Source organism: Halopseudomonas sabulinigri, assembly GCF_900105255.1.
GTDB classification, from domain to species: domain Bacteria; phylum Pseudomonadota; class Gammaproteobacteria; order Pseudomonadales; family Pseudomonadaceae; genus Halopseudomonas; species Halopseudomonas sabulinigri.
Window position 1 is genome coordinate 3,479,566 of record NZ_LT629763.1, and the last position, 20,442, is coordinate 3,500,007.

16 protein-coding genes are annotated in these 20,442 nt (G+C 61.9%); 11 read left to right on the top strand and 5 right to left on the bottom strand.

The window, feature by feature from the left end:
* Positions 1-9: 9 nt before the first annotated feature.
* Genes BLU26_RS15815 through tldD form a run of 3 tightly spaced genes read left to right on the top strand, consistent with a single transcriptional unit; the run spans position 10 to position 6,236 of the window.
* Positions 10-3,885, top strand: coding sequence for a YhdP family protein (locus BLU26_RS15815; protein ID WP_157719383.1), 3,876 nt, complete (start codon positions 10-12; stop codon positions 3,883-3,885).
* A gap of 55 nt (positions 3,886-3,940) precedes the next feature.
* Positions 3,941-4,801, top strand: a complete 861-nt coding sequence (locus BLU26_RS15820) for a carbon-nitrogen hydrolase family protein (RefSeq protein ID WP_092287819.1) — start codon at positions 3,941-3,943, stop codon at positions 4,799-4,801.
* The gene (gene tldD, locus BLU26_RS15825) at positions 4,794-6,236 is read left to right on the top strand and encodes a metalloprotease TldD (RefSeq protein ID WP_092287820.1); all 1,443 of its coding nucleotides are present in this window, start codon (positions 4,794-4,796) and stop codon (positions 6,234-6,236) included. The genes BLU26_RS15820 and tldD overlap by 8 nt, the downstream gene beginning before the upstream one ends.
* Before the next feature lie 159 nt (positions 6,237-6,395).
* On the opposite strand, the gene BLU26_RS15830 is transcribed toward tldD, so the two are convergent.
* A complete protein-coding gene (locus BLU26_RS15830) occupies positions 6,396-6,878 on the bottom strand; it encodes an asparaginase domain-containing protein (RefSeq protein ID WP_092287821.1) in 483 nt (160 codons plus the stop codon).
* Positions 6,879-6,980: 102 nt separating this feature from the next.
* On the opposite strand from BLU26_RS15830, the gene BLU26_RS15835 reads away from it, so the two are divergent.
* From BLU26_RS15835 to BLU26_RS15850, 4 genes are all read left to right on the top strand, one after another.
* Positions 6,981-7,298 (top strand): GIY-YIG nuclease family protein, encoded by a 318-nt coding sequence (locus BLU26_RS15835; protein ID WP_407920356.1) that lies wholly within the window; start codon positions 6,981-6,983, stop codon positions 7,296-7,298.
* Positions 7,291-8,226, top strand: coding sequence for a glutathione S-transferase family protein (locus BLU26_RS15840; protein WP_092287823.1), 936 nt, complete (start codon positions 7,291-7,293; stop codon positions 8,224-8,226). Before BLU26_RS15835 ends, BLU26_RS15840 begins: the two co-directional genes overlap by 8 nt.
* Before the next feature lie 146 nt (positions 8,227-8,372).
* The gene (locus tag BLU26_RS15845) at positions 8,373-8,882 is read left to right on the top strand and encodes a hypothetical protein (protein ID WP_092287824.1); all 510 of its coding nucleotides are present in this window, start codon (positions 8,373-8,375) and stop codon (positions 8,880-8,882) included.
* 63 nt (positions 8,883-8,945) lie between these two features.
* Positions 8,946-9,548: a LysE family translocator gene (locus BLU26_RS15850; protein WP_092287825.1), complete on the top strand. Its 603-nt coding sequence runs from the start codon at positions 8,946-8,948 to the stop codon at positions 9,546-9,548.
* Here the strand turns inward: BLU26_RS15850 and BLU26_RS15855 are convergent.
* The 4 genes from BLU26_RS15855 to BLU26_RS15870 all read right to left on the bottom strand — a co-directional run bounded on the left by BLU26_RS15855 (position 9,525) and on the right by BLU26_RS15870 (position 11,867).
* Positions 9,525-9,929, bottom strand: a complete 405-nt coding sequence (locus BLU26_RS15855) for a hypothetical protein (RefSeq protein ID WP_092287826.1) — start codon at positions 9,927-9,929, stop codon at positions 9,525-9,527. The genes BLU26_RS15850 and BLU26_RS15855 overlap by 24 nt on opposite strands.
* A gap of 19 nt (positions 9,930-9,948) precedes the next feature.
* Entirely contained in the window at positions 9,949-10,551 is a 603-nt protein-coding gene (locus BLU26_RS15860) for a glutathione S-transferase family protein (RefSeq protein WP_092287827.1), read from the bottom strand.
* Positions 10,548-11,033, bottom strand: coding sequence for an RDD family protein (locus tag BLU26_RS15865; RefSeq protein ID WP_092287828.1), 486 nt, complete (start codon positions 11,031-11,033; stop codon positions 10,548-10,550). Before BLU26_RS15865 ends, BLU26_RS15860 begins: the two co-directional genes overlap by 4 nt.
* A gap of 90 nt (positions 11,034-11,123) precedes the next feature.
* A complete protein-coding gene (locus BLU26_RS15870) occupies positions 11,124-11,867 on the bottom strand; it encodes a hypothetical protein (protein WP_092287829.1) in 744 nt (247 codons plus the stop codon).
* Positions 11,868-12,103: 236 nt separating this feature from the next.
* Here BLU26_RS15870 and BLU26_RS15875 point away from each other — a divergent pair, with 236 nt between their 5' ends.
* From BLU26_RS15875 to BLU26_RS15890, 4 genes are all read left to right on the top strand, one after another.
* A complete protein-coding gene (locus BLU26_RS15875) occupies positions 12,104-13,057 on the top strand; it encodes an ABC transporter ATP-binding protein (RefSeq protein ID WP_197674499.1) in 954 nt (317 codons plus the stop codon).
* Positions 13,054-13,815, top strand: a complete 762-nt coding sequence (locus BLU26_RS15880; protein ID WP_092287831.1) for an ABC transporter permease — start codon at positions 13,054-13,056, stop codon at positions 13,813-13,815. The genes BLU26_RS15875 and BLU26_RS15880 overlap by 4 nt, the downstream gene beginning before the upstream one ends.
* A gap of 294 nt (positions 13,816-14,109) precedes the next feature.
* A complete protein-coding gene (locus tag BLU26_RS15885) occupies positions 14,110-16,893 on the top strand; it encodes a bifunctional glycoside hydrolase 114/ polysaccharide deacetylase family protein (RefSeq protein ID WP_092287832.1) in 2,784 nt (927 codons plus the stop codon).
* Positions 16,871-20,422, top strand: coding sequence for a tetratricopeptide repeat protein (locus BLU26_RS15890; protein ID WP_092287833.1), 3,552 nt, complete (start codon positions 16,871-16,873; stop codon positions 20,420-20,422). The genes BLU26_RS15885 and BLU26_RS15890 overlap by 23 nt, the downstream gene beginning before the upstream one ends.
* The last annotated feature ends 20 nt before the right edge of the window (positions 20,423-20,442 follow it).

The following is a 20,442-nucleotide window of genomic DNA, read 5'->3' on the forward strand; positions in this document are numbered from 1 at the left end:
GTAACTCGGGTGCAATGGCAACGCGGGCTGAAACAGGGGCTTAACGGCCTGATCCTGCTGCTGGTCGCCTGGCTGTTGCTGGCGGCCGCCTATGTGAGTCTGGGGCGCCAGTTCGTACCGGCGCTGGCCAATTACCAGACGGAGCTGGTCGCCAAGGCGCAAAGCCTGACCGGCAGACACATCCAGCTGGATCGGCTGGAGGCAGAGATGCAGGGCGCGCAGCCGGTTTTTCGGCTGCGTGGCTTGCAGGTGCATGCCGATGCCGAACCCTACAGCCCAACCCTGTTTGCCCTGGACAACGTTACCGCGCGTTTGAATCTCTTGCAGAGTCTCTGGCACCGGCGCCTGGTCATGGACGCACTGCAAATCGAAGGGCTGTCGCTATCGGTCAGCCAGGATGCCGAGGGCCATTGGCACCTGCGCGGGCTGGGCCAGCAGTCGCAGTCGCTGGGCGGGCTGGAGCAGGCAGTCAAAATACTGCGCGAGCAGCACCGCATTACCCTGCTGAACACTGAAATATCGGTCAGCCCCTACGATGAGCCGCGCTGGCAGTTCGAGCGGGGCGAGCTGACCCTCATCAACGGCGCCGGTTGGCAGCGCTTGGACGGTCGCCTGCGCCTGCCTGACGGGGAGTTGGTGCGCTGGCAAGTCAGCGGTCTGCTCGACAGCGATAACCTGGCCGATCTCTCCTTGGGCTTCTTCCTCGAACTGCCGGCCAGTGACTGGAGTCGCTGGCTGCCACGTGATTGGTTGCAGCGTAGCCATCTGCAGCAACTGACGGCCGGTGGACGTTTCTGGGGTAGATGGCAGGATCAGCGGCTGCAGCGCTTGCAGGGCACGCTGGTGGCGCCGCAGGTGCGCTTTGATACCGCGACTTCGCCGCCGTTGCAGGATGTTTTCGGCCGCTTCTCCTATCGCCATACCGAGGCTGGCGAGCGCTTGCTGGTACAGGATTTCAGCCTGCGCATCGACGAGCAGGTGTGGCCGATGATGCGGGCGCAGGCTGAGCGCAGCCCGACCGGCGATTGGTCATTGGCGGTGGATCGGCTGTCGCTGGATCGCCTGCGCGATTGGGCGCCGCGCTTTGTCGATCACCCACCAATGGCTGAACTCATTACCACACTGGCGCCCCAGGGAAAGATACGCAATCTGCACCTGTCGGGCAGCGGCGCGCCGACCGATATCGAGGCGTTGCGCTTCAGCGCGCTGCTTGAGCAGGTGGGCATTCAGGCCTACCACAACGCGCCTATGCTGCAGGGCGTCACCGGCAGCATTGCGGGGTCTGCGCAGGCTGGCGAGCTGCGTGTGAACAATCAGCAATGGAGCATGCAGCTGCCGCACCTGTTCCCTGAAGTGTGGCAGTACGATAGCGCTCAGGGCGCGCTGAACTGGGCCTGGTCGCGGGATGAGGGCTTGCGCTTGCGCACCAGCGGCATGACGGTGGCCGGGGAAGAGGGCAAGGGCGTTGCGCAGTTCGACCTGCAACTGCCACCCAGTGGGCATACGCCGACCATGGATCTGCGGGTGGCGCTGCGCGACTCGCAGGCTATCTATCACCGCCGGTACCTGCCGCTGAGGGCCCCGGCCTTCAACCCGGCGCTGGCGACCTGGCTGGGCGCCAGCGGACTGCGCGGGCAGGTGCCGCTGGCGATCTTCAGTTACCAGGGCTCGTTATTGAAGGACGCTGGCGCCGATGAGCGCGAGCTGGGTCTTTATGCTGAACTGCGCGGTGGCGAAATGCTGTTCCAGAATGGCTGGCCGCTGCTGACCGAGGTGGATGCCGATCTGCGTCTGCAGGGCGGCAGGCTGGACATACGCGGGCAGCGTGCCGGCCTGTGGCAGACGCAGGCCAGCAACACCCGGGTCACGGCGCAGCTGTTGAACCGCACCGGGCCGCTGGCGCTCAACATAGCATCGGATTTTGTCGGGCCGGTCGGCGATGCGTTGAAAGTGATGCAGGAAACCCCGCTGCGCGAACTGAGCAAAGATCCGCTGTCCGGCTGGACAGTGGGCGCCGGCCAGGTGGAGGGCCACCTGGCCTTGCGTATTCCGCTGGAAGGCGGCAACAAGGAGGCGCAAACCCAGGCCGACGTTAGCTGGCAGATGACGGCCGACCGGCTGTTGATTCCCCAGCTACAGGCGCCGCTACGGCAGCTGCAAGGAAAGTTTGCCTATAGTCGCGAGCAAGGGCTGCGCTCCGATGGTTTGACCGGCAGCTTTCTCGGTGCGGCGGTCAAGGCCGAGCTGAGCCAGGAGCAGGGCAAGCAGCATCTGGCGCTTTCTGGCAAGCACAGTGTCGAGCAGCTGCGCAGCTGGCCGCTGGCTAATTCGGTTCCGGCAGGGCTGGCCACGGGTAGCTTCAACTGGCAGGCCGAGGTCGATATTGCCGCGCAGCAACAGCAGATTCTGGTTACCAGCGATCTCAAGGGGGTTGCCCTTACACTGCCGGCGCCTTTGGGCAAGGACGCCGAAACCGCACTGGATACCAGCCTGGCACTGCAACTGGCTGCTGGCGGCACCCAACGGTGGCACGTGACCGCGGCCAACGGCCTGGACGCGCGCTTGCTGCGGCAAGCCGAGCAATGGTCCGGTGACCTGCGGTTTCGCAGTGGCGAAGCGCTTATGCCCGTGGTGCCAGGCATGCTGGTCACCGCGCAACTGCCGAGTCTGGACTGGGACGCGTGGCAGCAATGGCAGAAAGGTCTGCCAGGCACCGCCGGAGCAGGAAGCGCAGCGCCTTCTGCGCAGCTGCTGCGCCGCGCCGATATTACCGCGGAACACTTCACCGGCTTTGGTCTGGCGCTGAGCGACCTGCAGGCGAGCGTCCAGCGGGAGGGAAAAGGCTGGCGCCTGGACCTGACTCAAGCCGACGTGGCGGGACGTATTGTGCTGCCTGATGATGCAGCCAAACCGATCGACATCGCCTTGCAACGGCTCAGGTTGGCGGCAACCGAACAGCAGGCCGCTGAACTGCTGCCGGCGATGCAGCCCGACGGTGGCGCGCCGGCAACCGACCCGGTAGATCCGTTGCAGAACGTCAGCCCATCCACCTTGCCGCCGCTAGACGTTACGATCGAGCAGCTGTCATTGGCCAGCGGCCCCTTGGGGGCGGTAGCCTTCACCTTGCGGCCGGATGCCACGGGTGCGCGCATCCCCTCATTGTCGCTTGATTTACGCGGCCTCAAGGTGGAGGGCAGCATGGATTGGCGGGAAGAACCGGCACACACGGTATTTGAAGGCACTGTGTCGGCCGAGGATATCGGTCAGGTGCTGACGGCCTGGGAGTACGCGCCCACCATCACCAGTGAGAAATTTACCACCGGGGCCCAGTTGAACTGGCCCGGCTCCCCGGCGATGTTCAGCCTGCGCCGCTCTTCCGGCAGTCTGGAGGTTGCCGCGCGCAACGGCATGCTGCAGAGTGGGGATAACAGTACCCAGGCGCTGCGTGTGTTCGGTCTGTTGAACTTCAACTCATTGACCCGTCGTCTACGGCTGGACTTCTCCGACCTGTTCAGCAAGGGCACCGCCTACGATACGCTGGACGGCGCGCTTTACGTGGATAACGGCGTGCTGCACAGCGAGAAGCCGGTGGTATTGGAAGGTCCCGGCGTGAAGATGCAGTTTGAGGGCAATCTCGATATGCGCAGCGATACGGTGGATCTTGGGGTGCTGGTTACCCTGCCGGTGACCAACAACCTGCCGTTAGCCGCCCTGATTGCCGGCGCGCCGCAGATCGGCGGCGTGCTCTTTCTGGCCGACAAGATTCTCGGCGACAAGGTCGCGCGCTTTGCCTCGGTCAAATACAAGGTAAGCGGCGACTGGAAGCAGCCCAACGTCGAATTTGATCGCGCCTTTGATGACAAGGCCGCGCTTGAGGGTGAATGAGGGCGCAGTGACCGGGTCGCTGCAGAAATGAACCGCTCGCGGAAGGATGGATGCTATGTCAGGTGTTGCCGCAATCCAGATGACCAGCCAGCCAGAGGTGCAGGATAACCTGCAACAGGCGGCCCAACTGATCGCCCAGGCGGCAGAGCAGGGTGCTGAACTGGTGTTGTTGCCTGAGTGTTTTGCTGCCCTGGGTAATCGCTCCTTGGCCGCCATTGCCGCCGCCGAATTTGGCCCTGAGCGCCCCATTCGCCGCTTTCTCGCCGAGCAGGCCCGCCAGCACGGTATCTGGCTGATCGGTGGTAGCCTGCCGCTGCCGCGTGAGTCCGGCGGCAAACCCATGGCAACCCAGTTGGTGCTGGATGAGCAGGGGCATGAGGTGGCGCGTTACGACAAGCTGCACCTGTTTGATGTGGATGTCAGCGATAGCCACAGCACGTACCGTGAGTCGAATGATTACGCCTTTGGCGATCAACTGGTGTGCCTGGACTCACCGGTAGGCAGACTGGGGTTGAGTATTTGTTACGATGTGCGCTTTCCCGAGCTGTATCAGGGATTGCGCCTGGCCGGCGCGGAACTGATAGTGGTGCCGGCCGCGTTCACCGCGGTTACCGGCGCTGCGCATTGGCACGTACTGCTGCGTGCCAGAGCCATTGAAAGCCAATGTTATGTACTGGCAGCCAATCAGACTGGTACCCATGCGGGCGGTCGCCAGACATTCGGGCACAGTTGCCTTGTTGATCCCTGGGGCGAGCTGATCGCCGAACTGCCCGAGGGGCCGGGTGTTATTAGCGGCGAGCTGGATCGCGATTTTCTGTGCGACGTTCGCCAGCGTATGCCCATTACCGCACACCGCCGTTTTGCACCGCCTGCCGCACCGCAGCCGGTCGCCAAGGAGTCGAGTCAGAATGAGTGATCTAATCAGCCAAGCCGAAAGCGCCCTGTTGCGTCCTGCCGATCTGACGCCGGATGCGGTGGCCAGTGTGCTCGGCACCCTGGTCGCAGCGCCTGGGGTGGACGCGGCTGACCTGTACTTTCAGCATCAGATCAGCGAGTCATGGGTGCTGGAAGACGGCATCGTCAAGGATGGCAGCTTTCATGTTGATCAGGGCGTTGGCGTACGCGCCTTGTCCGGCGAGAAAACCGGCTTTGCCTACAGTAACGATATTCGCCTGGCCGCCCTGAGTCAGGCAGCGGGGGCTGCGCGCTCGATTGCCCGCGCCGGTCAGGCCGGCCGTGTGCAGGCGTGGCAGCGCCCGGCTTGCACACCCTTGTATGTGGCGGACAACCCGCTGGACGTCATGGCGCAGGCCGACAAGGTGTCGTTTCTGCAGCGCATTGATGCTTACACCCGCAGCCTGGACCCGCGCATTACCCAGGTCAGCGTGAGCATGAGTGGCGTGCACGATACGGTAATGGTTGCCGCCAGTGATGGCACTTGGGCGGGTGATATCCGCCCGCTGGTGCGTCTCAATGTCAGCGTCATCATCGAGCACAATGGCCGCCGCGAGCGCGGCAGTTCCGGTGGCGGCGGGCGCACCGACTATCAGTATTTCGAGGCGCAAGAGCGCGCGCTGGGTTACGCCCGTGAAGCGGTGCGGCAAGCGACAGTCAATCTGCAGGCGGTAGCGGCGCCGGCCGGCAGCATGCCGGTGGTCATGGGGCCGGGCTGGTCCGGCGTATTGCTGCATGAGGCGGTCGGTCACGGTCTGGAGGGTGATTTCAACCGCAAGGGCAGCTCGGCCTACAGCGGCCGGGTCGGCGAGAAGGTGGCCTCCAGCCTCTGTACCATCGTCGACGACGGCACCCTGCCAGGCCGCCGCGGCTCCCTGACGCTGGACGATGAGGGATTGCCGACCAACTGCACCACGCTGATCGAGAACGGCATCCTCAAGGGCTACATGCAGGACAAGTTGAATGCGCGGCTGATGGGCGTGGCCGCGACCGGCAACGGCCGCCGCGAATCCTACGCGCACCTGCCAATGCCGCGCATGACCAACACCTACATGCTGGCTGGGGAAAGCGACCCGCAGGAGATCATTGCCTCGGTGAAGAAAGGCATCTACTGCGCCAACCTGGGCGGCGGCCAGGTGGATATCACCAGCGGCAAGTTCGTGTTCTCTACCAGCGAGGCCTACCTGATCGAAGACGGCAAGATAACCGCGCCGGTCAAGGGCGCCACGCTGATCGGCAACGGCCCAGAGGTAATGAATCGCGTCTCCATGGTCGGCACCGACCTGCAACTGGATACCGGTGTGGGCGTTTGCGGCAAGGATGGTCAGTCGGTACCGGTAGGAGTAGGGCAACCGACTCTGAAGATCGATCAGATTACCGTGGGCGGGACGGGCTGACGCCGGCTTCGCAGCTGCAAGCTGCAAGCCTTAAGTTGCAAGTTGAACCCGCGCGGTTGTGAATCGCGTGGATTTAACGTGGGGCTACGCATGGCAGCAAATCGCGACTAGAAACACTTGACGACCCGTCGCCGAAATTACCCCGTTGCTGCTTGCTGCTTAGCGCTCCTCAAACCGCCCGGCCAGCCGATTCTTGCGTACCTGATCGACCGGGAAAATCCGTCCGCTCATGGCGACGTACACCCCGTGCGGCATGCAGTTCAGGGCGCCCACGGCCAGCCCCAGGTTGAACAGCGCGTCTGAGTCGCGAAAGCGCGCTGGCTGCATGGCGCCGGTCAGCACTATTACCTTGCCGCTGATATCAGCCAAGCCGGCGCCGGTCACTGTCATGGTGTCGGTGCCGTGGGTGATCAGGATGTGCTCATAGGGGCAGGCGCTTACCTTGTCATGGATCAGCTGGCGGTCGCGATCGTCCAGCTCCAGGCTGTCCTTTCGGGTCAGGGATTCGATGTTATAGTCGAAGCCGACCCGCGCCTGCTGTAGCAGCTCGCCGGCGATGGGCTCGCCGATCTGGTATTCGCTGAGCGCGTCGAAATAGAGTTTGTCCAGCGTGCCGCCGGTACTGAATATCTGTACGAACATGACCCTTCACTTCCTGAAATGATTGCTATGCCTACCGATACCGCGACCACTGTTGACCCTTCTGCGCCGCCGGAGCTGGCAGTGCGTATCTGGTGGGTCTACATGGTGCGCGCGGAGAACGGCCATCTGTATACGGGAATCAGCATAGACCCTGAGCGCCGCTTCCGGGAACACCTGAGTGGCAAGGGTGCGCGCTTTTTCAATCGCAGCCCGGCCAGCGCGCTGGTCTGGTGGCAGCGCTGCGCAGGGCACGGCGATGCCCTGCGCCAGGAGCTGCAGATCAAGGCGCTGGCCAAACGGGCCAAGGAACGACTCATCAGTCAGTTCGATGATCACCAATTTGCCGGCGCGAAGCCCTGTGCAGCGTCGGGCTCAGCGTCTAAGCTGGGCGCAAACCAACCGGAGACAGAGCATGAGTGATTTGATTCTGCACCACTACCCGCAATCCCCCTTCGCCGAGAAGGCGCGTTTGATGCTGGGCTTCAAGGGCCTGTCCTGGCATTCGGTGATGATCCCTTCGGTCATGCCCAAGCCGGATTTAACCGCACTGACCGGCGGTTATCGGCGCACGCCGGTGATGCAGGTCGGAGCCGACATCTATTGCGATACCGCGATGATCGCGCGGCGCCTGGAGCAGGAGAAGGCGACCCCCCAGCTCTTCCCGGAGGGCCAAGAGGCGGCGGCCATGGGGCTGGCCCAGTTTGCCGACCAGGTGCTGTTCCAGCACGGCGTGGCGATCAACTTTCAGCCAAAGGGGCTGGCCGAGCGCTTTGCCGGTTTACCCGAGCAGGTGATCAAGGGCTTCATGGCCGATCGTATGGCGCTGTTTGCCAAGGGTTCTGCCAGCCGTCTGGATGGCGCTGTTGCGCTGTCGCAATGGCCCGCTCTGCTGAGCCGGCTGGAGACGCAACTTCAGCGCGATGGCGATTTTCTGCTGGGTGATTACCCGTGTATCGCCGACTTTGCCCACTATCACCCGTTGTGGTTTGTGGGCAGCAACGCGGCGGTGGCGAGCGCTCTGGATGGCTACCCGGCGGTACAACGCTGGATGCAACGCATGGCAGATATTGGCCATGGTGTAGCCAGTGAACTGTCGGCAGAAGAGGCTATCCGTATTGCCAGCGACGCCGCGCCGACAGCGCTGCCAACTGATGCTATTGCCAGCCCCGGCGGCTTTACCAGCGGACAAGCGGTGACAGTCAGCGCGGTGGACTACGGCGCAGATGAGGTGGCGGGGTCGCTGGTGTACGAGGGCGCCGAGGAAATCATCATTGCCCGTGAAGACGAACGTGCCGGTCTGCTGCACGTGCATTTCCCACGCTACGGTTACCGTCTGGCCGCGGTCTGAGTATTCATCGTTGTGTCAAAAGGTCGGCAGATTTTCATCCGCCGACCTTTTTTTGACTGCAGCACATCGAAGTGTGTGCTGAATCTCGGTACATCTCGGCGCAGCTTGGTTAGAATCGCCGCCTTGGACTGGAGAGGGAGCGCAATGTGATCAACTGGTTGGGAAGGCATGCCGTATCGGGTTTGCTGTTGTTCTGCCTGGGCGCGAGCCCGAGTGCGGTGGCTGAGCCTGAACTGAATGCCGAAACCACCTGCGCGGCGCCACTGCGGGCGTTTCAATCGGAAGTGGCGGGCGCGGTGAATCTGCAGCGCGACATGCCGGCTCTGCATGCGCAAATGCTGCAACTGCTCAAGCGTTGCCAAAAAGTGGTTGAGCAACAGTTGGCGGAGCTGCAGCAGGATTTTGCCGAGCTGCCGCCGACATCGCAGTGCCAACAGGGACTGGCGGATCTGCAGCCCTTCGTACCCTTGTTCAGCGAGATGCAACAACAGATCGATAGCCAGAAACTGACTACCCACAACGAGCGGCGCAGTGCACTGGACCATTTTCAGGCCATTACACCGGGTTTGCTGCGTACGGTGAATGGCGTCTTTCTGCATCGCTACGCGGTGTGTCTGCCCGAGGCAGAACTGCGTGCGCAAACTGTTACTCCCTAGCTGTACGTTGTGAGGCTGAAGCGGCCTGCCTAAGCTGGGCACCTAGTCATTTACGGGTGTCCCATGAACAGCGAACTGTTGCTGGCGCTGGTGCTGTTTTCTACCGTTGCCTCGATCACCCCGGGTCCGAATAACCTGATGCTGCTGACGTCCGGCGTCAATGTCGGGTTTCAGCGCACCCTGCCGCACCTTGCCGGAGTCTGGATTGGCTTCTTCGTCATGCTACTGGCGGTGGGCGGCGGATTGGGCGAGGTTTTTCAGCGCTGGCCGTCGCTGTACGTATGGCTCAAGTGGTGCGGAGCGGCCTATCTTCTTTATCTGGCCTGGCGGGTGGCGACAGCTGCGGCGCCAACGCCGACAGAGTCCACGCCGGGCGCGCAGCGGGTGCTGGGTTTCTGGGGCGCGGTCGCGTTCCAGTGGATCAACCCCAAGGCCTGGGTGATGGCGGTCAGTGCCTTCAGTCTCTATTTCGTGCCCGGCAGCGGCCTGCTGACGGTCTTGCTGATTGCGCTGGTGATCGCCCTGGTCAATCTGCCTTGTGTGTCGCTCTGGGCGCTGTGTGGTGCGCATTTGCGCGGCTTCCTGCAGCGTCCGCGCAATCTGCGTGTATTCAACGGTGGCGTGGCACTGCTGCTGGTGTTGTCACTGGTTCCGCTCGCGCTCTAGCGCGGGCTCGTCTTCCCAACGTCCCTGCTCGTGCAGTATCAGGCTGTCGCCGAGATAGATGTTGAGCAGCCCATCTTCGGTGATCAGAAAGCTGCGCTCGGGCGCGTCGAAGCGATAGCCCAAAAAGCGGCAAGGCGTTTCGCCATCGGCACAGGTGGTATGCATGCTACGGCCCTGCAGCATCAGCGGCTCGCCACTGTGGCGCTCACGCCCCTGCAGGGTGTAGTGGGCGCAGCTGACCTCGCCCTCTGTACAGCGTGAGTCCATCTTCAACTGATAGCTGGGAGTCACCAGCAGCCGCTCGCCGGCAATCAGCTCGCTGCTCAGCAGCAGGCAAAGCAGGCCGAGTGGCTGGCTCAGGCGGTGCGCGCGGAAAGTCATGATCGGCTCCTTGTCGGTGTCAGTTGGTCGGCATTGGCTGGTAGCCCCGGGTGGCTTCAATGCGTGCCAGCCAGGCGCGGATAGCGGGATAGTCGCTCAGGTCGAATCCGCCTTCAGGGGCGACATGGGTATAGGCATACAGGCTGATGTCAGCCACGCTGAAGCGGTTGTCTACCAGATAGTCGTTATCTTGCAGTTGCTGCTCCATCACCCGCAATGCGCGGTGCCCGCCGGGTTGTTTGGCGTGATATTCCGCGCGGCGCTCTTCCGGTAGCCCCAGATAGCGGCCAATGAAGCGGGCCACGGCGATATACGGCTCGTGGCTGTACTGTTCAAAAAACTGCCACTGCAGCACCTTGGCCAGGCTGAACCTGTCCTGCGGCAAGAGCGCCGAGCCGCTCGCCAGGTAGTTGAGGATGGCGTTGGATTCGCTCAGCGTGCGGCCGTCATCGAGCTCCAGCAGGGGCACCTTGGCATTGGGGTTGAGGCGTAAAAAGGCTGGCGTGCGGGTTTCTTCACGCAGGATGTCTACGTGAATCCATTCGTGCTCCAGCTGTAGCAGATCACACAGCAGTTTCAGCTTGTAGCAGTTGCCGGACATCAGGTCGCCGTAGATTTTCATGCCTGGCCCTCCGCGGCGCTGCGCAGCTCGGTGGTCGGCGCCGGGGCCGGATTGCATACCACCAGGGTGCTGGCGAGCTTGTCGTGCCAGCCCTGCTTGCGCGGGTCGAAGGCGACCCAAAGCAAACCAAGGCACAAGGGTAGGGTGGCGAGAAAATAGCCCAGGTAACGAATGATCAATTGACCGGTGCCCGGGGTTTGCAGGCTGCGCGCGTCTACTACTCGGGCGTGCACGGCCATCTTGCCGGGGGTTGCCTGTTTGGCGCGCCAGAACAGGATCACGGCAATGGCCGGCGCGACCCAGGTCAGCAGCAGGTCGGCGGTGCCATCCAGCGGCGGCGACTGGTAGGGGTCAAAATATTCCCAGCCGTAGAAATACACCAGCAGTGGCGTGATCAACAGCATCATCCACAGAGTGTCGATCAGGCTGGCGAGGGTGCGCCGCCAGAAGCCGGCGTAGTGCAATTGGGATTGGGTGGACATACAAAGGGACTCCTTGCCGCTGGGTCTTGTGACCCAGCATTCTGCGCAGAAATTCCCTACAGCGAATAGCGTCCAGCAGAAATATATCCCTCAGGAATGGGAGCCAGTCAGCAGATTGCGTGTCGAGCGCTGCTCCATCAGGGTAAAGATAAGCTTGCCCGGTATGGCGTTTTTCCAGGTCAGCAGCAAGGCGCCTTTGAGGGTCAGCGCACGTCTGCCATTGTCGTCGATCTCGGCGTGGCAGTATCCCAGGCGAACCAGTTCATCCGATTCGCGGGCGATGAAGTCCTCGATCGGCTTGAAACCCTGATCACCCGGGTAGGGGATCGCTTCTGCGCTATTGGGTAACAGCCCGCGCAAGGCCTGCAGGGTATTGAGCAGGACCTTGAGTTCGTTCACCGCCGGCAGCCGAACCCCGCGCTTGCAGTCCATGCGCGGGTAGCTCGGCAGCACTGGCGCATTGTGTACGTCCAGCAGCGTACCGTCGGCATACAGTTGGGTGAACTCGGCGTAGGTGACTTTCTTGCTGCCCGTCGCCATGGTGACCAGCATGGCCGCGGCTTGCTCACGCGGGTGCGCGTACAGCGAGAAATAGCTGGTGGTGTGATCGTTCTGCAACGCAGAGGAACCAAGATGGTCGAAATCCAGTTCGCGCACCTGTTGATCGAGCCGTTTGAAGGTCGGGTCACGGTCAGCCATGAAGCGCGCGTCGTCTGCCGGACTGAAACGCACGCGCGCCGGGATTTTCTGCGTACGCAGCACCAGCAGTGGGCCGATCAGATTGGCCAGGGCGAGGGGGATAACCAGCAGCGTCAGCAGTAGATTCATCCACATGATCGTGATCCTGTCTTTGTTGTTGTTATTGTGAGGCTCGCGCCGTCTCTCTGGACGGTGTCAACTGAGGTTTAACGCAGCGGCTGTCGCAGGTCAATGGCTAACTGATGGGCTCTGTATTATCCCTGCGTAGTGCAGGGCTGAATCGACCAGCGGTTCGGCGTATGCTGTGGCTCAGCTTGATATCGGTGCGCTGCCAGCCCGCCGATACAGCCTCACCGGTAAGCGGGGGATCCGTGCAAGACATTATCCAGATCAGCGAGTTGACCAAGACCTACGAGTCGGGATTTCAGGCTCTGAAAGGTGTCAGTCTGAGCATTCGACGCGGCGAGATATTTGCCCTGCTGGGGCCTAACGGCGCTGGCAAGACCACGCTCATCAGTATCGTCTGCGGCCTGGTTAATGCCAGCGGCGGCAAGGTGCTGGTAGACGGTCACGACAACGTACGCGATTACCGCAAGGCGCGCAGCCGCATTGGTCTGGTGCCGCAGGAATTGACCAACAACATGTTTGACAGCGTCTGGTCGACACTGAAACTGAGTCGCGGCCTGTTTGGCAAAGCGCGCAATGATGTCCTGCTCGAGCAGATACTGCGCGAGCTGTCGCTGTGGGAAAAACGCCACGACCGCATCATGGACCTGTCGGGTGGCATGAAACGACGGGTGCTGATCGCCAAAGCGCTGTCGCACGAACCCGATGTGCTGTTTCTCGACGAGCCGACCGCTGGCGTGGACGTGGAACTGCGCCGCGATATGTGGAATATGGTGCGCCGGCTGCAGCAGCGCGGTGTGACGATCATCCTGACCACGCATTACATCGAAGAGGCCGAAGAAATGGCCGACCGTATCGGGGTGATCAGCCAGGGTGAGCTGATTCTGATCGAAGACAAGGACAAGCTCATGCAGCAACTGGGTACCAAGCAGCTGAGCATTCAATTGCAGTCACCGCTTTCGCAACTGCCGGAGAACCTGCGCAGTGACGCGCTGGAACTGGCGGACGATGGCTATAGCCTGGTCTATACGTTCGATGCCCAATGCGAGCAAACCGGGATTGCCGAACTGCTCAAGCGCCTGGATCAGGCGGGTATAGAGCTGAAGGACCTGCACTCGAGCCAAAGCTCGCTGGAGGATATCTTCGTCGGGCTGGTACACAAGCGGCGCGATGAACAGCGCACAGGAGCAGCGCAATGAACCTGTACGGTGTCAGAGCCATTTATCAGGCAGAGATGGCGCGTATGCTGCGCACTACCCTGCAAAGTATCGCCTCGCCGGTCATTTCCACCTCGCTGTATTTCATCGTCTTCGGCGCTGCAATTGGCAGCCGCATGACCGAGGTCGACGGAGTCAGCTATGGCGCTTTCATCATTCCCGGCCTGATCATGCTGATGCTGCTGAATGAAAGTATCTCCAACGCTTCGTTCGGCATCTACATGCCCAAGTTCACCGGCACCATCTATGAGGTGCTCTCGGCGCCGGTCTCGCCGTTGGAGATCGTGGTGGGCTACGTGGGCGCGGCCGCGACCAAATCAGTCTTGCTTGGTCTGCTGGTGCTGCTCACCGCGCGGCTGTTTGTTGACTACCAGATTCAACACCCGGTGTGGATGCTGGGTTTTCTGCTGCTGACCGCGGTAACCTTCAGTCTGTTTGGCTTTGTCATTGGCGTGTGGGCTGACGGCTTTGAAAAGCTGCAGATCATTCCACTGATGATAGTGACGCCGCTGGCGTTTCTCGGCGGTAGCTTCTACTCCATCAGCATGTTGTCGCCGTTTTGGCAGACGGTGACGCTGTTCAACCCGGTGGTGTATCTGATCAGTGGATTCCGATGGAGCTTTTATGGCGCGGCAGATGTACACATCAGTGTAAGCCTGGGCATGACTCTGGTGTTCTTGAGCATCTGCCTGACGTTGGTCTGGTGGATATTCCGTACTGGCTACAAGCTCAAGCCTTGATTGGCTCTTCGGTATCCCTGATCCCGTCCTCGGCATGACCGTTTGAGCCATCAAAATGACCGCAAAGTCGCTTTGATGGCTCCGTGTCCACGTTTTCTCCCATTCCAGCACTATTGGGTTGCCTTGTGCCGGCATTTTGGCGAGTATGCGCTCGGCTTTCGCGGGTTGTATGTTTTTTTGACTGTGATACTGTTTCGCCATTATTGTCGGGTAAAGCCGCTACGCACGCTTATTGCTGCCAGCAGTGAGGCGAGTTTTGACCTCTATCATGCTGGCGTTGGCCAGGGAGTTTTAATGCGCAGGATGTTTGGCAACAATCGGGTGTATTACCTTGCACTTGTCCAGATTCTGTTTTTCAGCCTGATCGGTCAGGTGGCGGCCGCGCCTGCCAGCGTGGGGTTCTGGTATGCGCAAAACCCACCTACGCCGGAGCTGGCGCAGTATGACTGGGTGGTGCTGGAGCCTGCCAACGCGGCGCAGGCTGATGTCGACTTTCTCCGCGCGCAGGGCAGCCTGCCATTTGCTTACCTGTCGGTCGGTGAAATCGATCAGGGTGATGTTGCCGCCAACGCGGTAGACGGCGCAGCGCGCGTCGGTGCGCGTAATCAAGCTTGGCAAAGCGAATTGACGGACCTGTCCAGTGCTGCCTGGCAAGACTATCTGTTACGCCGCGCAGGTGAGTATCAGGCGGCGGGTTATGCCGGACTGTTCCTCGATACGCTGGACAGCTTCACGCTGCTCGAGGGTGAGCGTCATACCGAGCAGCAGGCGGCTCTGGTTGCCGTCATCCAACGCATTCACCGCGAGTACCCCGCGCTCAAACTATTCTTCAATCGTGGCTTTGAAGTGCTGCCGGAGTTGTATGCACTGGCCGATGCAGTCGCTGTAGAGTCCTTTTATGCCGGCTGGGATCAGGCCAGCAAATCCTATCGCCCGGTGCCGCGGGAAGACCGCCTGTGGCTGGAGCAGCAGGTTACACCGCTGCGCGAGCACAACATCCCCATCGTGGCAATCGAGTATGCGGAACCGGCGCAACGTGAAGCCATGCGGCAAATCGCACGCAAGGCCGCGTCTCACGGCTACATTCCCTTTGTCTCCACCCCGGGCCTGGATTCGATCGGGATTGGTAGTGTCGAGGTACAACCACGGCGCATTGCCCTGGTATATGACCCCCGCGAAGGGGAACTGCCGAATAACCCCGGCCATGTTTATCTGGGCGGGCTGTTGGAGTACCTCGGCTACCGTGTGGACTATCTGCCGGCAGACGATACCTTGCCGCTCACGCGCTTCGACGAGCTCTACGCCGGTGTAGTGTTCTGGATGACCAGCGGCGCTCCGGCAGCGAGTAACCGATTCAGCCGGTTTCTCGCCGCACGCCTTGATGAGGGCGTGCCGCTGGCCTTCTTTGGGGGCCTGCCGATAGAGGATCATCTGCTCTCGCGTCTGCAGCTGCGCAATGCCCAGCAGCAGATCGAATCGGTGCAGATCAGCAACTATGACGCGGCGTTCATGGGGTCCTTTGAGGGCAAGCTCACGGCCAGAACCCGAGGTCTGCAGGCGATCCAGCGTCTGGACGACAACGGCACAGCGCTGCTGACGCTTACCGACAACCTGCAGCGCCAGCTCACGCCGGCGGCGATCATGCCCTGGGGTGGCTATGCGCTGTCGCCCTACCTGCTGGAAGAGGGCGCCTCGCATCGCCGCTGGATATTGCAGCCGCTGGCGTTTCTGCAGCGGGCGTTGAGGCTGCCGCCGATGCCGCGGCTGGACGCCACCACAGAAAACGGGCGACGCATCGCGACGGTACATATCGACGGCGACGGCTTTGCCTCGCGTGCAGAAATCAGCGGGACGCCGCTGTCGCCCAAGGTCGTGCTGGAAGCCTTTATCCAGCCCAATGACTATTTGACATCCGTCTCCGTCATTGAAGGCGAGGTGGGCGCCAAAGGTATGTATCCTTGGCTTACCGATACGCTGGAGCCGTTGGCGCGGCGGATTTTCGCTGACCCCAAGGTCGAGCCCGCTACCCACACCTTCAGTCACCCTTTTTACTGGGAGCCGGAAAAGGCTCAGCGGCGTGAAGGTTTTCAGGCGGATTATGGTCTGAACCTGAAGTTGCCGAATTATCCAAAAATGGATCTCCGACGGGAGATTCTCGGCTCACGCGATTACATTGAAAGCCGTCTGCTGCCACCGGGCAAGAAAGTGCGGCTGATTTTCTGGAGCGGTGGCGCGCTGCCGGGAGCCGAAGCCATTGCCATGGCCTACGAGGGCGGTATGGCCAACGTCAACGGGGCGGAGACCTTTTTGACCAAGGCCGACCCCTCGCTTACTGGTGTTTATCCGTTGTTGAGACCCACCGCCGGGGGCTTGCAGATTTACGCGCCTATCATCAATGAGAACCTCTACACCAACCTGTGGAACGGCCCGTTCTACGGCTTCTCCCGGGTCATAGATACCTTTGAATTGACCGATTCGCCGCGCCGGTTGCGGGCGCTGAACCTGTATTACCATTTCTATTCCGGCACCAAGCTCGCCTCCATCGGTGCCATGAATGACATCTACCGCTACATGGATCAGCAGCAGCCGTTATCGCTGTGGATGGGTGACTACCTGCGTCGTGTGCGAGGCCTGTATGAAGGCAGCGCTGCGCGTACGCTGGATGGCCGCTGGCAGCTGCGTGCGCTGCAAGGCATGCGTACCGTGCGTCTGGATCCGGCGCTGGGCTGGCCAGACCTGCAGCGCTCGCAAGGGGTTGCCGGTGTACGCGACCTGCCACAGGGGCGTTACGTTCACCTGAGCGCTGACAGCGCCGTGCTGGCAACCCGTGTAAGCCGTGATCCGGCGCCCGCGCTGGAGCAGGCCAATCTGCCGTTGACCGCCTGGCGTTACCAGTCTGACAAGCGCGTGCAGTTCTCCTTCAGTGGCGAGTTCCCGTTACAGCTTGCTGTTCGTTATGCCGGTCATTGCCAAATCAACTACCAGGGCAAGGAGTTCAAGCCGCAGCGCCGTGGCGAGCTGCTTGAATTCCGCCTTGCGCAACACGAGGTAAGCGATGCCATCCTCGCCTGCAACTGAGTCCATACCACTACTGCGCCCCTGGGCCTTTGGCCTGAGCTGCGCGGTGGTCGCCCTGGTTCTGGCGCTGAGCTATCAGCACAAGGACGCCTTCTTGCCGAATGGCAAAAAGCCAGACGCGGTTTCGGTCAGCTATGCGGAGCTGCTGCTGGCTGCCGACCCGGGCAACGACGAATTACGCGCCCAACTGGTCGAGATGTTGATCAATCTGGGGCGCTTCTACGATGCCCTGACCCATCTCAAGGCCTGGGAAGGCGGCGACCCGCTGACCAAGCGTTATTACAATTTACTGCTGGACGGCAATGTCGCCATCGTGCGTCAGGACAAGGCTGACATGGCACTCGCCCGCCAGCAGCTGGAGGCACTGGATTACAGCGCCCTGGGCATCAAGCAGCAGCGCGCGCTGGCCACCCTGGCACTGGAATTGGGTGAGCCGCTGATCGCTGCGCGGCTGTTTGATAGTCTGGCCCAGCGCCTGCCGGCAGAACGCAAACCCATGCTGATGCGCGCGGCGCGCTGGAGTATGGCCGGCAACGCCCCCGCCGAGGCGGCGCTGGTTTATCAGAGCCTGGTCAAACAGGTGCAAACGCCGAAGGAAAAGCTGTTCTTTATTCGCAAGGCACACGACGCCTGGTTGGCCGCTGGTCAGCCAGGGCAAGCCGCCAGCTATACCCTGCAGGCGCTGCGCGAATATCCGGATGTCGAGCCCAGCGACAGTTGGCTGCAACAGGCTGTGGGCTATGCCGTTGGCGCGATGCGCTACGACCTGGCCGAGCAATTGGTCGCGTACTGGCTAGCCCGTGAGCCGGATAATCTGGCCGCTCTGCGCGCCGACTTCAATCTGCAGCTGAGCCGAGGTGATACCGCCGGAGCCTGGGAAAGCGGCCAGACGTTGCTCGCCTACGAACCGGCCACGGGACCCATGCTCAAACAGATGGCGCTGCTGGCCCAGTGGCACGGCGAGCCGGAGGCGGCGCTGCATTACTGGTCGAGCTACCTAGCACAGGAAGACGATCCGGCGGTGCGTGAGACGGCTTGGCGGCTCGCGCTGCAGCTGTTCGATTACGATCAGGGTATCGAGTTGCTGGCCGGCACAGCGGCCACCCGCCGGCTCACCGACGAAGAACTGGAACTGTTGATCTACGCCCAGGAATCGCGTGGCACGCCTGAGCTAGCCGAACGCTGGTTGCGTGACTACCTGCGCGATGCCGGCCAGCAGCGGCTGGCCTGGGTCAAGCTGCTGCAGGTTCTGGAACACACCCTGCAGCCACAGGCTGCAGTACAAACCTGGGACAACTTTGCCCGCGGCCACCGGCTTAGCGTAGCCGAGCGGGTCAGTTGGGCCGAGGTGCTTTGGGATACCTACCAGCCCGAACGCGCCTGGCAGGTACTGGATATCGGCATACCCGATGAGCTCAATCCGGACTATTGGCGGCTGCGTGCCGCGCTGGCCTGGGAACTGGAGCGCGACGCTGAGCTGGCTTCGATCTATCAGACGATGCAGCAAAAAGGCGTGCAGCTGACCCAGAGCGAAGAAGGGCAACTGATCGAGCTGTATCGTCAGAGCGATCCGCAACGGGCGATGGCATTGGCGTATGCCAGTTGGCAGCGCTCGGGTGATGCCCGGCGGCTGATTGACGCGATTCAGCTGGCTGAATACCTGCAGGAGTGGGATCAGCTCGCGGCCATGGTCGGCGAAGCCGAGGAGGCCGGCATGGGCGCACAACTGCCGGTCTTGCTGGCCCGGGGTTTGCTGGCCGAGCGCAGCGGCGAGACTGATAAGGCCGAGCGCATTTATCTGCAGGCGTTGGCAGACAACCCCACAGACCTGGTGCTGCGCGAGCGGCTGCTGTGGTTGTATGTCGATGGTCGCAACCTGAAACAGCTGCAACGCTTTGTTGCCCCCTGGGAGAGGTCGGCCGCTGGGGTGCCGTCGCTCTGGCTGGCATTGGGCGCGGCTAACCAGATGCTCGAGCGCAACGAGCGCGCGCTGCGCTGGTATCAGCGTTACACCGTGGCGCGTCCGGATGATCTGCTTGGCCTGGCGGCGTACGCCGATGCACTGGATGGCGCCGACCGCACCGCCGCAGCCCAGCGCCTGCGAGCCCACGTGATCAAGCATCCGCAGTTTGCCGCCGTGGCGGCGACGCCGCAGGGCTATCAGACCTGGTTGCGGCTGATGATGTCTGCACGTAGCCACCTGCAGGCAAAAAACCGCGCGCTGGCCTGGCAGGATGGTTCCGCGTCCATGCTGCAACTCTGGTTTGAGGCGCTGCTTGACCATCTGGATATAACCAACCAGGAAGCGCAGAAAGACGCCTGGCTGGCCTGGGGGCGAGCGCATAACCTGCGTATCGACAACTACGATCAGGTCCAGGAAGCGCTGCGTACCTATAACCGCGACACCCTTGGCGACCTGCTGCTGGAGGACCGAATCGATCCGGCGCAGCGTGTGGAAACCCTGGCTCGTCTGGGCGGCGAGTCGCGTGCTCTGGGCGATGCCTTGTCCGAGCTCGGCGACGAGCAGCCGCTGGCCGTCCGCCAGCAGCTCTGGCGACAGGCGCTGGAAATGACCGAGCAGCACCCGCAGGGCGTGCAGGTGGGCTGGGCACAGGATGACTTCGGCGGGCTGGAGTTGGAAGGGCCACGGCTGAGCGCGGCCCGCTACCTGGGCGATAACTGGTACTGGCGGTTGGACGCCCAGCAGGCGCGCTACCACGCCTCGCAGCTGGACACCGGCGCCATGGGGGCGGAAACCACGGCAGCGCTGCGTGTGGAGCGCAACTTCGCCAACGGTTATCTCGCCCTCACCCTGGACGGCAGCCAACGTCAGGACGACGACCGCAACGGCTTCGGGATTGCGCGCCAATGGTTGCTGGGCCGCGATCAGGTGGTGGCCGGACTCGATTGGCAACGGGAAAGCCGCGAGACCGGGCTGATGCGCGCTGTCGGTCAGCAGGATGCAGTTTGGCTCAACGTGAGCCAGAGCTTCAGCGCGCGCGACCAGCTTAACTGGGCACTTGAGCACCGCCAGTATGAATCGCGTTCGGGCCTGAGTATCGGCGCGGGTGAGTTTGCCAGCGTCGAGTTCAGCCAGGTGCAGTTTTTCAGCGGTCCCACCTGGATTCTGCGCAGTGGCCTGGAAGTGCAGAACAACCGCCTCGACTCGACCAACCTGTCATCGCTGCTGAGCAGTAATGGTGGCGTGGTCAACCAGGGCGACTTGACGACCGAAGAGCTGCTGCCCGAGCGGGTTGGCCGCTTCTACGTGGGCAGCCAGTTGCGCCGCGGCTTCCCGGGGGCACTAAACCGTACGCGCGGACAGTACACCTGGCTGCTGGATACCGCAGCAGGTTGGGACTGGGTGGAGCAGGGCATGACCTATTCGGTTAACGCCGGGGTAGGTATCGAGGTTCTGGGCGATGACGAGCTGTCCTTTACCACCGGTTATCAATCGGCGCCGCTGGGTGGCGATGGTGAGTCTGGCGGCAATGTAAATATTTCCTACAGTTCCCGGTTTGGGCGCTGATGACATCATGAGGAGCAACA

Bases quoted from the DNA above. Each gene is read 5' to 3' on its own strand.
- BLU26_RS15820 (WP_092287819.1), top strand. From the start codon at position 3,941: ATGTCAGGTGTTGCCGCAATCCAGATGACCAGCCAGCCAGAGGTGCAG.
- tldD (WP_092287820.1), top strand. From the start codon at position 4,794: ATGAGTGATCTAATCAGCCAAGCCGAAAGCGCCCTGTTGCGTCCTGCC.
- BLU26_RS15830 (WP_092287821.1), bottom strand. From the start codon at position 6,878: ATGTTCGTACAGATATTCAGTACCGGCGGCACGCTGGACAAACTCTAT.
- BLU26_RS15835 (WP_407920356.1), top strand. From the start codon at position 6,981: ATGGTGCGCGCGGAGAACGGCCATCTGTATACGGGAATCAGCATAGAC.
- BLU26_RS15840 (WP_092287823.1), top strand. From the start codon at position 7,291: ATGAGTGATTTGATTCTGCACCACTACCCGCAATCCCCCTTCGCCGAG.
- BLU26_RS15850 (WP_092287825.1), top strand. From the start codon at position 8,946: ATGAACAGCGAACTGTTGCTGGCGCTGGTGCTGTTTTCTACCGTTGCC.
- BLU26_RS15855 (WP_092287826.1), bottom strand. From the start codon at position 9,929: ATGACTTTCCGCGCGCACCGCCTGAGCCAGCCACTCGGCCTGCTTTGC.
- BLU26_RS15860 (WP_092287827.1), bottom strand. From the start codon at position 10,551: ATGAAAATCTACGGCGACCTGATGTCCGGCAACTGCTACAAGCTGAAA.
- BLU26_RS15865 (WP_092287828.1), bottom strand. From the start codon at position 11,033: ATGTCCACCCAATCCCAATTGCACTACGCCGGCTTCTGGCGGCGCACC.
- BLU26_RS15870 (WP_092287829.1), bottom strand. From the start codon at position 11,867: ATGTGGATGAATCTACTGCTGACGCTGCTGGTTATCCCCCTCGCCCTG.
- BLU26_RS15880 (WP_092287831.1), top strand. From the start codon at position 13,054: ATGAACCTGTACGGTGTCAGAGCCATTTATCAGGCAGAGATGGCGCGT.
- BLU26_RS15885 (WP_092287832.1), top strand. From the start codon at position 14,110: ATGCGCAGGATGTTTGGCAACAATCGGGTGTATTACCTTGCACTTGTC.
- BLU26_RS15890 (WP_092287833.1), top strand. From the start codon at position 16,871: ATGCCATCCTCGCCTGCAACTGAGTCCATACCACTACTGCGCCCCTGG.